Annotated in this window: 14 protein-coding genes; 9 read left to right on the top strand and 5 right to left on the bottom strand. The window is 68.2% G+C overall.

Translation table 11 applies throughout. The features are described from left to right. Window positions 1-213 precede the first annotated feature (213 nt). From rseA to tatB, 3 genes are all read left to right on the top strand, one after another. Window positions 214-693 (top strand): anti-sigma E factor RseA, encoded by a 480-nt coding sequence (gene rseA, locus AC2VOU_RS17800; protein ID WP_486958562.1) that lies wholly within the window; start codon window positions 214-216, stop codon window positions 691-693. Between the two features lie 95 nt (window positions 694-788). Continuing rightward, the gene (gene htrA, locus AC2VOU_RS17795; protein WP_486958561.1) at window positions 789-2,288 is read left to right on the top strand and encodes a serine protease HtrA; all 1,500 of its coding nucleotides are present in this window, start codon (window positions 789-791) and stop codon (window positions 2,286-2,288) included. Next, the gene (gene tatB / locus AC2VOU_RS17790; RefSeq protein ID WP_486958560.1) at window positions 2,288-2,686 is read left to right on the top strand and encodes a Sec-independent protein translocase protein TatB; all 399 of its coding nucleotides are present in this window, start codon (window positions 2,288-2,290) and stop codon (window positions 2,684-2,686) included. Before htrA ends, tatB begins: the two co-directional genes overlap by 1 nt. Before the next feature lie 2 nt (window positions 2,687-2,688). Here the strand turns inward: tatB and AC2VOU_RS17785 are convergent, their stop codons facing one another. From AC2VOU_RS17785 to AC2VOU_RS17770, 4 genes are all read right to left on the bottom strand, one after another. Then, window positions 2,689-3,819, bottom strand: coding sequence for an Mrp/NBP35 family ATP-binding protein (locus tag AC2VOU_RS17785; RefSeq protein ID WP_486958559.1), 1,131 nt, complete (start codon window positions 3,817-3,819; stop codon window positions 2,689-2,691). Window positions 3,820-3,855: 36 nt separating this feature from the next. Beyond that, on the bottom strand, window positions 3,856-5,115 hold the full coding sequence (locus tag AC2VOU_RS17780) for a lytic transglycosylase domain-containing protein (protein ID WP_486958565.1): 1,260 nt from the start codon (window positions 5,113-5,115) through the stop codon (window positions 3,856-3,858). Between the two features lie 261 nt (window positions 5,116-5,376). Continuing rightward, the gene (locus tag AC2VOU_RS17775) at window positions 5,377-5,913 is read right to left on the bottom strand and encodes a DUF1003 domain-containing protein (protein ID WP_486958558.1); all 537 of its coding nucleotides are present in this window, start codon (window positions 5,911-5,913) and stop codon (window positions 5,377-5,379) included. Next, window positions 5,910-7,205 (bottom strand): magnesium transporter MgtE N-terminal domain-containing protein, encoded by a 1,296-nt coding sequence (locus AC2VOU_RS17770; protein WP_486958557.1) that lies wholly within the window; start codon window positions 7,203-7,205, stop codon window positions 5,910-5,912. The genes AC2VOU_RS17775 and AC2VOU_RS17770 overlap by 4 nt, the downstream gene beginning before the upstream one ends. 35 nt (window positions 7,206-7,240) lie before the next feature. Between AC2VOU_RS17770 and AC2VOU_RS17765 the strand changes: the two genes are divergently transcribed. Further along, the gene (locus AC2VOU_RS17765; protein WP_486958556.1) at window positions 7,241-8,212 is read left to right on the top strand and encodes an HpcH/HpaI aldolase/citrate lyase family protein; all 972 of its coding nucleotides are present in this window, start codon (window positions 7,241-7,243) and stop codon (window positions 8,210-8,212) included. Here AC2VOU_RS17765 and AC2VOU_RS17760 read toward each other — a convergent pair. Continuing rightward, window positions 8,209-8,733: a DUF4190 domain-containing protein gene (locus tag AC2VOU_RS17760; RefSeq protein WP_486958555.1), complete on the bottom strand. Its 525-nt coding sequence runs from the start codon at window positions 8,731-8,733 to the stop codon at window positions 8,209-8,211. The genes AC2VOU_RS17765 and AC2VOU_RS17760 overlap by 4 nt on opposite strands. Before the next feature lie 156 nt (window positions 8,734-8,889). Between AC2VOU_RS17760 and AC2VOU_RS17755 the strand changes: the two genes are divergently transcribed. The 5 genes from AC2VOU_RS17755 to AC2VOU_RS17735 form a co-directional block, all read left to right on the top strand. After that, entirely contained in the window at window positions 8,890-9,420 is a 531-nt protein-coding gene (locus tag AC2VOU_RS17755) for a YflT domain-containing protein (RefSeq protein ID WP_486958554.1), read from the top strand. A 39-nt stretch (window positions 9,421-9,459) separates the two neighbouring features. After that, window positions 9,460-10,824, top strand: coding sequence for an extracellular solute-binding protein (locus tag AC2VOU_RS17750; RefSeq protein ID WP_486958564.1), 1,365 nt, complete (start codon window positions 9,460-9,462; stop codon window positions 10,822-10,824). Beyond that, a complete protein-coding gene (locus tag AC2VOU_RS17745) occupies window positions 10,821-11,696 on the top strand; it encodes a carbohydrate ABC transporter permease (protein ID WP_486958553.1) in 876 nt (291 codons plus the stop codon). The genes AC2VOU_RS17750 and AC2VOU_RS17745 overlap by 4 nt, the downstream gene beginning before the upstream one ends. A gap of 4 nt (window positions 11,697-11,700) precedes the next feature. Continuing rightward, complete coding sequence (locus AC2VOU_RS17740; RefSeq protein ID WP_486958563.1) at window positions 11,701-12,525, top strand: carbohydrate ABC transporter permease; 825 nt, start codon at window positions 11,701-11,703, stop codon at window positions 12,523-12,525. Between the two features lie 2 nt (window positions 12,526-12,527). Then, window positions 12,528-12,716, top strand: a 189-nt coding sequence (locus AC2VOU_RS17735) for an ATP-binding cassette domain-containing protein (protein WP_486958552.1), incomplete at its 3' end; no start/stop codon positions are given.

The following is a 12,716-nucleotide window of genomic DNA, read 5'->3' as shown; positions in this document are numbered from 1 at the left end:
TGCGCGACTTTCTGGCCGCCCATTCCGAGGGCGCGATCGCGACCGAGGGCAGCCGGGGCTAAGACACAGCCCGGTTGATCGGCCGTCGAAGAGGGTCCCGTATCGGTCGGCGCGCTACATTCGAGATAGAGCCGCGCAAGGTCGCCTCGCGAGCGCTACTGCCGCGCGCGTTCGTGTCGAGAAGGTGCGAAGCGACGCCGAGAGGAGGTGGTGATGGTCGAGCGGGGACACGTGTTCCGCCGGGCCTTCTCCTGGGTTCCCGCCCAATTCGCCTCCCAGAGCGATGCGCCGGTCGGCGCTCCGCGGCAATTCGGCTCCACCGAGCACCTGTCGATTGAGGCGATCTCGGCCTTCGTCGACGGCGAGTTGCGGATGAATGCGCATCTACGGGCCGCCCACCACATCTCGTTGTGCCCGGACTGCGCCGCCGAGGTCGAAGGCCATCGTCGGGCCCGCTCCGCGCTGCGCGATTCGAACCCGATCAGAGTCCCCAGCGCGCTGCTCGGTCTGCTCTCGCAGATCCCGCACGGCCCGCCCGAGGGCGAGGCCGAAACCGAGCGCCACCACCAGCTGCCCGACCCCCGTGCGCCCGGTCCCCGTGCGCCCGGCAACAGTGGCCCGCCCCCAGATCGTGGCCGGCCGACGACGATGCGCGGCCGGTTCTCCGACGGCAACAGGCGCGAGCGCCATTAGCCTCGGTAGGGTGGTGACCAGTTTGGCCAAGCCGGTGCTCGGCGCCGTGCTCGAATCCATGGTGCTGGTGTGCTCAGCGCTCGGAAAAGGATGACGTGAGCTCCGATCAAGACAACAACGGCGCCCCTCGGTTGGCGCCGCGTCCCGTGTCCCGCCCGCCCGTCGATACCGCGACCGGTCAGGCCTTCGGACGGCCCGACGGCGTGCAGGGCTCGTTTGTCGCTGACCGGGTGCGCCCGTCGAAGTACCGCGACTCCGCTGAGTTCAATCCGCACACCGCACCCGCCGACCCGGTTCTGACCGAGGCGTTCGGCCGCCCCTTCCCGGGCGCCGACTCCCTGCAGCGTCACCCCGCTGATGCGGGCGCCCTCGAAGCAGGTCGAGTCAACGGCGAAATCGAAGACCCCGAAGACCCGTGGCGCGACCCCGGCGCTGCCGCCGCTCTGGGTGACCCGGCGGTCACGCCTGCGGTCCAGGGCGCCGTGGCGGGCCGGGATGTGCTCGGGGTGCGCGATGTGCTGTTCGGCGGCCGGGTGTCGTATCTGGCGCTGCTGGTGCTCGCCGTGCTCGCGTTGCTCATCGGGTTGGTCGGTGGCGTGGTAGGGCGCAAGACGGCCGAGGTCGTCGAGGCCTTCACCACCTCCAAGGTGACCCTGTCGACCAACAACAATAGCGAATCGCCAGCTGGCCGGTTCGCTAAAGTCGCTGCAGCAGTGGCTGATTCGGTGGTAACCATCCAGTCGGTCAGCGATCAGGAGGGCATGCAGGGTTCGGGCTTCGTGGTCGACGGTCGCGGTTACATCGTCACCAACAACCACGTCATCTCCGAAGCGGCCAACAGCCCGAGCCAATTCAAGACCACGGTCGTCTTCAACGACGGCAAGGAAGTTCCCGCCCACCTGGTCGGTCGCGACCCCAAGACCGACCTGGCAGTCCTCAAGGTCGACAACGTCAACAACCTGACGGTCGCCAGGCTCGGCGACTCCGACAAGGTACGCGTCGGCGACGAGGTTCTGGCCGCCGGTGCGCCGCTGGGTCTGCGCAGCACCGTGACGCACGGCATCGTCAGCGCATTGCATCGCCCAATTCCATTGTCGGGCGAGGGTTCCGACACCGACACCGTCATCGATGCCATCCAGACCGATGCCTCGATCAACCACGGAAACTCCGGCGGTCCGCTGATCGACATGGACTCTCAGGTCATCGGCGTCAACACCGCCGGCAAGTCGCTGTCCGACAGCGCCAGCGGACTGGGTTTCGCGATCCCGGTCAACGAGGCGAAAGTCGTCGCGCAGGCGCTGATCAAGGACGGCAAGATCGTTCATCCGACGCTGGGCCTGAGTGCCCGCTCGGTGAGCAACGCGATCGCGCAGGGCGCCCAGGTCGCCAACGTCAAAGCCGGTGGCCCCGCGGAAAAGGGTGGCATCAAGGAAAACGACGTGGTGGTCAAGGTCGGCAACCGTAAGGTGGCCGACGCCGACGAGTTCGTGGTCGCGGTGCGGCAGTTGACTGTTGGACAGCCCGCCCCGATCGAGGTGGTCCGCGACGGCCGACACCTCACCCTCATGGTGACCCCGGGGTCGGACGGCGGCTAGTGTTCGCCAATGTCGGCTGGGGCGAGATCCTGGTCCTCATCGTGGTCGGCCTGGTCGTTCTGGGACCCGAGCGTCTGCCCGGCGCGATCCGGTGGACGTCCACCGCGTTGCGTCAGGCCCGCGACTACCTCAGCGGAATGACGACCCAGCTGCGCGAGGACATCGGACCGGAGTTCGACGACCTGCGCGAGCCGCTGTCGGAGTTGCAGAAACTGCGCGGCATGACACCGCGGGCGGCCTTGACCAAGCATCTGTTCGACGGCGACGACTCGCTGTTCCGTAGCTTCGACGATCAGATCGGCAGCCCCGCGGACAATATTGCGCGCCAACCGGTCACGCCACCGCCACCGCCGCAACCGTTCAGCGGGCCGGCGCCGTTCGACCCCGACGCCACCTGAGCTCAGCGCCGGCTGGTGTCCAATCCCAGTGACATGCCGGCCAATCCACGGCGGCGGGCGGACAGGCTGTCGGCAACCCGCTGCAGCTCGGTGCCCACGGGCGAGTCGGGAGCGCTGAGCACTACCGGCAGGCCGGCGTCCCCCGCGGCGACCAGCGCGGGATCCAGCGGAATCTGGCCCAGCAGTGGCACGTCGGCGCCCATGGCCCGGGTCAGTCGCTCGGCGACCTGAGCGCCGCCACCTGCGCCGAACACCTGCATCGTCGAACCGTCCGGCAGCAACAGCCCGGACATGTTCTCCACCACGCCGACGACCCGTTGCTTGGTCTGCAGGGCGATGCTGCCGGCCCGCTCGGCCACCTCGGCCGCGGCCAGTTGCGGTGTCGTGACGACGATGATTTCGGCGTTCGGGATCAGCTGAGCGACCGAGATCGCGATGTCACCGGTGCCTGGCGGCAGGTCCAGTAGCAGCACGTCCAGGTCGCCCCAGTACACGTCGGCCAGGAACTGCTGCAGCGCCCGGTGCAGCATCGGCCCGCGCCAGACCACCGGGGTGTTCTCCCGGGTGAACTGCGCGATCGAGATGACCTTCACCTCGTGTGCGATCGGCGGCAGGATCATCGACTCCACTTGGGTGGGCCGGTCGGTGGTGCCCATCATCCGCGGAATCGAGTGACCGTGGATATCGGCGTCGAGCAGCCCGACCGAAAGCCCACGCGCGGCCATCGCCGCGGCCAGGTTGACCGTCACCGTCGATTTGCCGACGCCGCCTTTGCCGGAGGCGATGGCGTACACCCGGGTCAGCGAAGCCGGCTGGGCGAACGGGATGACCGGTTCGCGGGAATCGCCGCGCAACTGTTTGCGCAACTCGGTGCGCTGCTCGTCGTTCATCACGTCGAGGCTGACCCGGACGGTGCCGGTGCCCGGCACGTCGGCGACCGCTTGGCGGACCCGGTCGCTGATCTCGGTCTTCTTCGGGCATGCGGCGGTGGTCAGGTAGATCTCGACGTGCACATCGCCGTCGGGGCCCACCTCGATACCCTTGACCATGCCGAGTTCGGTGATCGGGCGGCGCAGCTCGGGATCGATCACCTTGGCCAGCGCGGCGCGAATGAGTGCAGTCGGATCGGACATCACTGCCGAGTCTAGAGCGCGTACGGAGGCGGCCGGTCAGGCCGGGGGAGCAGCCGGTGGCGCGAAGGGCGCGAAGGGCGCGAAGGGGTTCGGTGGGGCAACCGGCGGTGGAAATATGCCGAACGGAGCCGGTGCCGCCGGTGGCGCCACAGCGCTCGGCGGTGGCGTGTTGATCTGCGCGGGCCCCGGAGCCTGCTCCCCGATGCAGATCACCGTGCACGACGGGTTGTAGCCGCTCGGACCCTGCGCCGACCACGGTTGGCCGTCACCGGGGTTTCCGCTGAGGTCGATCAGCGGCATCCGGGCCAGCGGGTCGGCCGACGACAGTCCGTGCATGTTCAGCGGCAGGTTGGGCCCGAGGCCTTCGGCGTGCTCGAGGTGGGCGTCACCCAGCGGTGGCGCCGGCCCGACAAGCGGCGGCAGATCGACCGGCACCACGCCGGTGGCGTAGGCCGCGGCCCAGCCCAGCACGTTTTGGGCGTAGGGCATCGAGTTGTTGTAGCGCAGGATCGACGACAACACCTGCGACTGGTCGCGCAGGTTCAGGTGGCCGCTGCACAGATAGCGGGCGGCGGCCAGCGTGGCGTCGTAGAGGTTCTGCGGATCGGCGACCCCGTCGCCGTCGCCATCGGAGGCGTAGCGCGCCCAGGTGCCCGGCAGGAACTGCATCGGCCCCATCGCGCGGGCGTAGCTGACGCGTCCGGATGCGACGCTCTGGACCACCACCTCGTTGCCCGGAAGCGTGCCGTCCAGCGTCGGCCCGAAGATCGGCCGCACCGCAGTGCCGCGCGCGTCGGTGGCACCGCCGCCGGCATGGCCGGACTCGATACGGCCGATCCCGGCCAGCAGATTCCAGCTGATGCCACAGGCCGGGTCGGAGACCGCCATCATCCGTTCGGCGTTGCGGTACGCGGTCAGCGCGACCGTCGGAATGCCCAGTGCGCCTAGGTTGCTCACCACGACGGTCGGCGGGGGAGCGGCCGCGGCGGCTTCGGCGACGTGGAAGCCGATCGTGGGGTGCGTGACGGCGACCACCAGCGGGCCGGTCGGGTCGCCAGAGGCTCGCGCGACGGCGGCAACCGGGGTGATGGCGGCGTCGTGCACGGTCGATTTGGCCAGCGGGAACGGCGGCGCGCCGGCGCCTTCGACGCTCGGATAGATCAGGCAGGCGATCATCACCACTCCGAACGCCGACGAACTCGCGGTGCGTGTCAGAGTGTGCTGGACAGTGCGACGGGCGGACTGAGAAGTCGCCGCGATCGCGGCCAGCGCCACCGGGATTCGGGTGGCCTGCATGCCGCGAGTCGCAGCGTCGCGACCGGTGGACGCCGTATGGACAACGGCCGCAGGCACTTTCGGGGCTTTTGCCATGCGCAGTACCCGCCTCCGCATGGTTGCAAGGGCCGGACGTGCGCCCATGCGTCCCCCTCCCCGCACTCGACCTGCCTAGTCCCGCGTGAGCCTCGTGAACTAGGTCACCATACCTAACACCGGTGACTCCAGTGACAACAATTGCGGAGTCTCTGCCTGTCAAAACACCGCTTCTGCCCAGCTGTGTCAATTAGACGAGGCGGCGTGTCGGTCCGCGTCGTCATCGGCGGGACCGGAGGCCTCGGCCAACCGCCTTTCCAGCAGGCCGTGCAGGTCTTCCAGTTCGCGGCGCAGATACTCGCGGGTCTTGACGACGTCACCGATCGCCAGTCGCAGCGCCGCCAGTTCGCGGGCCAGATACTCGGTGTCGGCCTTGGTCTCTGCGGCGCGCCGCCGGTCCTGCTCCAGCGCGACCCGGTCCCGGTTCTCCTGGCGGTTCTGGGCCAGCAGAATCAGCGGCGCCGCGTAGGCGGCCTGAGTGGAAAACGCGAGGTTGAGCAGGATGAACGGGTACGGGTCCCAGCGCAGGGTGACCGCGAAGATGTTCAGCAGGATCCACACCAGCACCACGAGGGTCTGCATCAGCAGATAGCTTCCGGTGCCGAAGAAACGGGCGATCGACTCGGTGAACTGGCCGACGGCGTCGGAGTTCAGTCGCGGTGTGGGCACCCGCGAGATGCGCGGCGTCGACAGCCGCGACCGCGGCGGCGCGGATTTGCTCACGACTGGCCTCCTGCGGCGTCCAGCGCGGGTTCCTCGGTGGTGTCGCGCCAGTCGTGCGGCAGCAGATGGTCGAGCACGTCGTCCACGGTCACCGCGCCCAGCAGATGATGCTGCGCATCGACCACGGGACCGCAGACCAGGTTGTACGCGGCGAAGTAGCGGGTCAGCATGGCCAGCGACGTGTCGGGCTCCAGCCAGGGCAGGTCGGCGTCGACAAGACCGCCGACCAGCATCGACGGGGGTTCGCGCAGCAGCCGCTGCAGGGCCACGCAGCCCAGGTACTGACCGGTCGGGGTGGCCGTGGGCGGGCGGACCACCAGAATCAGCGACGACAGCGCCGGCGTCAGGTCCGGATCGCGAACCCGGGCCAGTGCCTCGGCGACCGAGGTGTCCGGCGTCAACACGACCGGTTCCGGGGTCATCAGCCCGCCCGCGGTGTCGGGCGAGTGCTTCAACAGCCGCCGCACCGGGTCGGACTCCTCGGGGTCCATCTGCCGCAGCAGTCGCTCGGCCAGCGTCGGCGCCATCGTGCCGAGCAGGTCGGCGGCATCGTCTGGGTCCATCTCTTCGAGGACGTCGGTGGCGCGTTCGTCACCCAGCTGCATCAGCAGCTCGGCCTGTTCTTCTTCCGGCAGCTCCTGCAGGATGTCGGCCAGCCGGTCGTTGTCGAGCGCGGAGACCACCTCGTAGCGCCGCTTGGCCGGCAGCTCACGCACGGCGTCGGCCACCTCGATCGGCCGCCACTTCTCGAACTGGTGTAGCAGTTGCGCGACGGCCTGGCCGGGCATGGCCAGCGCCGACGGGGTCAGCCCCTGCACGTTGCGCCAGCCGACGATATGGCTGCTGCTGCGCCTGCCCAGGCGTCGCGGCATCCGCACCGAGACCCGGGTGACCATCCAGTCGCGGGTCCGGGCCTGTTCCAGGCCGAGGTCGGTCACGACGACGTCGGTGTCGGCCAGCTCCGGCAGCTCGGGATCGTTGACCCGCACCTTGGTGTCGATGATCTGGCCCAGCACCAGCACTTCGCCGGGCCGCTGCTCGAAGCGCAGCATCGAGACGTTGTTGGTGGCCAGCGTCACCGCTTGCGGCTCGATCGCGGAGACTCGCAGAATCGGAACGAATATCCTTCGCCGCGAGGCCATTTCGACGACGAGCCCGAGCACGCGGGGTTGCTGGCGCACGATGCTGATGCTGACCACGACGTCGCGAACTCGGCCGAGGGCCTCGCCCATCGGGCCCAGGACCTGCATGCGCGCCAGGCGCGCGGCGTACACCCTGTTGATCGAGGCCATAGGTACACAGGGTATGCAAGAGGGGTGAGTGTGGTGTGAACAACGCCTACCGGCCCCGCCGCACGTGCCTGTCTGTGCCGGGCAGTAGCCAGAAGATGATCGACAAGTCCAAAGGACTTCCCGCGGACGAGGTCTTCCTCGACTTGGAGGACGCCGTCGCCGCGGGCGCCAAGGCCGACGCCCGCGGCCGGGTGGCCGCCGCGCTGGCCGCGCCCGGTTGGGCCGGGCAGCTGCGCGGGGTTCGGGTCAACGACTGGACCACGCCGTGGACGCACGCCGACATCATCGAGGTGGTCGCCGCCGTCGGCGCCGCACCGGACGCCAGGCTCGACGTGGTGGTGCTGCCGAAAGTCTCTGACGTTTCCCATGTCCAGGCGCTCGACCTGCTGCTGACCCAACTGGAGACGGTGCACGGACTGCCGGTTGGCGAGATCGGCATCGACGCGCAGATCGAAGACGCCCGTGGGCTGAGGAACATCGACGCGATCGCCGCGGTGCCACGGGTCCAGGCGTTGGTGCTCGGCCCGGCGGACCTGATGGCGAACCTGAACACCCGCACGCTGGTCGTCGGCGAGCAGCCCGAGGGCTACGACGTCGGCGACGCGTATCACCACGTGTTGATGACCATCCTGGTGGCCGCCCGCGCCCACGGTAAGGCCGCGATCGACGGCCCGTACCTCAAAGTGCGCGACACTGAGGCATTCCGGCGGGTGGCGGGCCGGTCGGCGGCATTGGGCTACGACGGCAAATGGGTGCTTCACCCCGACCAGATCGCGGCCGGCAACGAGATCTTCAGCCCGCGACAAGCCGATTACGATCACGCGGAACTGATCCTGGAGGCCTACGAGTGGCACACCTCGGCGGCCGGCGGCGCGCGGGGCGCGGTGATGCTCGGCGACGAGATGCTGGATGAGGCCAGCCGCAAGATGGCTTTGGTGATTGCCGCGAAAGGACGAGCGGCGGGTATGCAGCGCCAGGGCCGGCCGTTCGAACCGCCGACCGGCTAGTGGATGAATGTCGGCGAATGGAACGCCGCGGCGGTGACCACCACCAGCACCAGCACGAGTAACGTCGCGGCGGCGGCGCCGATCGCGACCCCGGCGATCGCCATTCCGCGGCCCTGCTCGCCGCTCTGCTTGATCTGACCGAGCGCGATGCCGCCCAGCACCGCGCCGATGACCGGAATCAGTAAGCCTACGAAGCAGAAGACGGCCAGCGGAATCCCGAAGACGACGCCTGCGATCGAGGTGACCAGCGACGCGACGGCCAGGCTGTTGGTCCGCTGCGACTGATAACCGCGGTAATACGGGTCGTAGGGACCCGGGTAGGGCGGTGGGCTCGGATAGCCGTACGGCGGCGGCGGTGGTGGATAGCCCCCGTAAGGCGGCGGCTGCCGGCCCGGATACGGCGGGGCCGGGGGGTACTCCGGGTAGTTCAGCGGCGGCTGCGGATCCACCGGCGGGTGCTGGTACGGCGGCCACGGGCCCGACTGATCGCGGTAGGGGTCGCCGCCGCCCGGAGCTGTCATGTGTCTCAACCTACCTAGATCGCCGACATTGATCCTGCGCTCAGGGCGTCGTCGTCTCGCGCTTTTGCGCCGTGGACGCAGAGTCATCAGGCGAGCGCGCCGCGCGGTTTGACGGTGGCCGCCCCCGGTCGCGGCGAACAGCGCACAATAGAACTTATGAGCAGCCCATTCCAGCCAGGACAGGTTCCCGGCGCCACCCGCGGCGCCCCGTCCGGGAGTCGGCGGGCTCCCGGACTGCCGACACCGCCGAAAGGCTGGCCGGTCGGGTCGTACCCCACCTACGCTGAAGCCCAGCGAGCTGTCGACTACCTCTCCGATCAGCAGTTTCCGGTGCAGCAGGTCACCATCGTCGGCGTCGACCTGATGCAGGTGGAGCGGGTGACCGGACGGCTGACCTGGCCAAAGGTGTTGGGCGGCGGCATCATCAGCGGCGCCTGGTTGGGTCTGTTCATCGGCTTGATGCTCACCCTGCTGTTCTCCAACCCGCATCCGGTGGAGGCGTTGACCACCGGACTGGTCGCTGGTGTGTTCTTCGGGCTGATCACCTCCGCGATTCCGTATTCGATGGCGCGCGGTACCCGCGACTTCAGCTCGACGCTGCAGTTGGTGGCCGGCCGATACGACGTTCTCTGCGACCCGCAGAACGCCGAGCAGGCCCGGGATCTGCTGGCCCGCCTGGCCATCTGAGTCGTGCGTCGCCAGTTGGGCGGCCTCGCGCTGGCCGCAATGTCGGCCGTGTCGCTGTTGTCCGGCTGCGGCTGTGGCTCCGGCGACGACGGTCGGGTGATCAGCCTCTACACCCCGGCGGGAGACGGGGCGACGTTCAGCGAGCTGGCCGACCGTTGCTCCGGTGAGTTCGGCCGCCGGTTCACCGTCCGGCAGTTCAGCCTGCCGCGATCCACCGATGACCAGCGCATCCAGTTGGCCCGTCGGCTCAGCGCCGACGACCACGCGATAGACATCATCGCGATGGACGTGATCTGGACGGCCGAGTTCGCCGAGGCGGGCTGGGTGCTGCCGCTGTCCGACGATCCCGCGCACCGCGCGGAGGCCGACGCCGGCACCGACACGCTGGCCGGGCCGCTGTCCACCGCGACGTGGCGGCACCGGCTCTATGCCGCACCCTTCGCCAGCAACACCCAATTGCTCTGGTATCGGCCCGATTTGATGGACACGCCGCCGGCGACCTGGGATGCCATGATCGCCGAGGCGACCCGGTTGCACGCAGTGGGCGGACCCAGTTGGATCGGCGTGCAGGCCAACCAGAACGAGGCGGTGGTGGTGTGGTTCAACACGTTGCTGGAAAGCGCGGGCGGCCAGGTGCTGTCCGACGACGGCCGCACCGTCACCCTCGCCGACACTCCCGAACACCGGGCCGCGGCCGTCAAGGCCCTGCGGATCATGAAGTCGGTGGCCACCGCGCCGGGTGCCGACCCGTCGGTCACGCGCAGCGACGCCGGCTCGGCACGGTTGGCATTCGAGCAAGGCAGGTCCGCTCTCGAAGTCAACTGGCCCTACGCGCTGCCGTCCATGCTGGAGAACGCGGCGAAGGGCGGCGTGCCGTTCCTGCCGCTGAACCGCCGCCCGGATCTGGCCGGCAGCATCAACGACGTCGGCTCGTTCACGCCCACCGAGCAACAGTTCCGTGCGGCATATGAGGCCAGCCGAAAGGTTTTCGGCTTCGCACCCTATCCGCGTGTGCAACCCGGACAACCGGCCAAGGTGACGATCGGCGGGCTGAACCTCGCAGTGTCGGCGACCAGTCGTCACGCAGCCGAGGCGTACCAGGCGATCCGGTGCCTGCGCAGTCCGGCGAGCGAGAAATACTTGTCGCTGAACGGCGGCCTGCCGGCCGTGCGCGCCTCGCTGTACGACGACCCGCAGTTCCAGGCGAAGTACCCGATGTATGACATCATCCGTCGGCAACTCGCCGACCCCGCGGTGCGGCTTGCCACGCCGGCCTACCAGGCGGTGTCGACCCGGATCGCCGCAACGCTGGCTCCGATCACCCGGATCGATCCGGCGAAGACCGTCGACGAACTCGCGGTGCAGGTGCGCAAAGCGTTGGATGGCAAGGGCTTACTCCCATGAGCGGCGACGATGCAGAGCGGCGCCTCGCCTTTGTCCTGGTCGCGCCCGCCGCGCTGCTGCTGGCGGCCGTCACGGCATATCCGATCGGGTATGCGGTGTGGCTAAGCCTGCAGCGCAACATCTTGACCGCGCCGAGCGAGACCCGGTTCGTCGGCCTGGGCAACTATCAGACGAGCCTGACCGACCGCTACTGGTGGCTGGCATTGGCTGTCACGCTGGCTATTACGGCTACCTCGGTGTCGGTCGAGTTCGTGCTCGGCCTGGCGTTGGCGCTGGCGATGCATCGCACGTTGGTCGGCAAAGGACTGGTCCGCACCGCGGTGCTCATTCCGTACGGCATCGTGACGGTCGTCGCGTCCTACAGCTGGTTCTACGCGTGGACACCGGGCACCGGATACCTGGCAAACCTGCTACCGCACGGCACTGCGCCTCTGGCCCATCCGGTTTCGTCGCTGGGCGTGGTGGTCCTTGCCGAGGTGTGGAAGACCACGCCGTTCATGTCGCTGCTGCTGTTGGCCGGCTTGGCGCTGGTGCCGGCGGATCTGCTGAAGGCCGCCGAGGTGGACGGGGCCGGCGCCTGGCGGAGGCTGATCTCGATCACGCTGCCGCTGATCAGGCCGGCGATACTGGTGGCGCTGTTGTTCCGCACCCTGGACGCCTTCCGGATCTTCGACAGCATCTACGTGCTGACCGGTGGCACCGGCAATACCGGATCGGTGTCGATTCTGGGCTACGACAATTTGTTCAAAGGCTTCAATGTCGGACTCGGATCAGCGATTTCGGTGCTGATCTTCTGCTGCGCGACGCTGATCGCGTTGCTGTTCGTCAAGGCGTTCGGCGCCGCCGCACCCGGTGGCGGCGATGCGCGCTAGGCGTATCGGCACGCGTCGTGCCGCAACCTGGGTGGTCGCCGACGCCCTGGTGCTGATCTACGCGCTGACCCCGGTGCTGTGGATTCTCAGCCTCTCGCTCAAGCCGACGTCAACGGTCAAGGACGGCAAGCTGATTCCGTCGTCGCTGACCTTGGACAACTACCGTGGAATTTTCCGCGGAAATTATTTCAGTTCGGCGCTGATCAACTCGGTCGGAATCGGCGTGCTCACCACGCTGATCGCGGTGGTGATCGGCGCGATGGCGGCGTATGCGGTGGCGCGACTGGAGTTCCCCGGAAAGCGGGTGCTGATCGGTGCGGTGTTGCTGATTTCGATGTTCCCGGCTATCTCGCTGGTCACCCCGCTGTTCAACATCGAACGCCGAATCGGGTTGTTCGACACCTGGCCCGGGTTGATCATCCCGTACATTACGTTCGCGTTGCCGCTGTCGATCTACACGCTGTCGGCGTCCTTCCGGGAGATCCCGTGGGACCTGGAGAAGGCGGCGAGAATGGACGGCGCGACAACGGCCCAGGCGTTCCGCAAGGTGATCGCGCCGCTGGCGGCGCCGGGAATCGTCACCACGGCGATCCTGGTGTTCATCTTCGCCTGGAACGACCTGCTGCTGGCGTTGTCGCTGACGGCTACCAAGGCGGCGGTCACCGCGCCGGTGGCGATCGCGAACTTCACCGGCAGTTCGCAATTCGAGGAGCCGACCGGGTCGATAGCCGCCGGCGCGATGGTGATCACGGTGCCGATTATCGTGTTTGTTCTAGTCTTCCAACGACGGATTGTCGCGGGGTTGACGTCGGGTGCGGTGAAGGGATAGCGATGGCCGAGATCGTGTTGGACCGGGTGACCAAGAGTTATCCCGACGGCGCGCAGGCCGTGCAGGAGTTCAGCCTCACCATTGCCGAGGGCGAGTTCGTCATTCTGGTTGGCCCATCCGGCTGCGGAAAATCGACGACGCTGAATATGATTGCCGGACTTGAAGATATCACCTCGGGCGAGTTGCGCATC

The organism is Mycobacterium sp. TH-M25 (assembly GCF_057473665.1).
The sequence above is the reverse complement of the archived record's forward strand: the minus strand, read 5'-3'. Positions and strand labels throughout refer to the sequence as shown.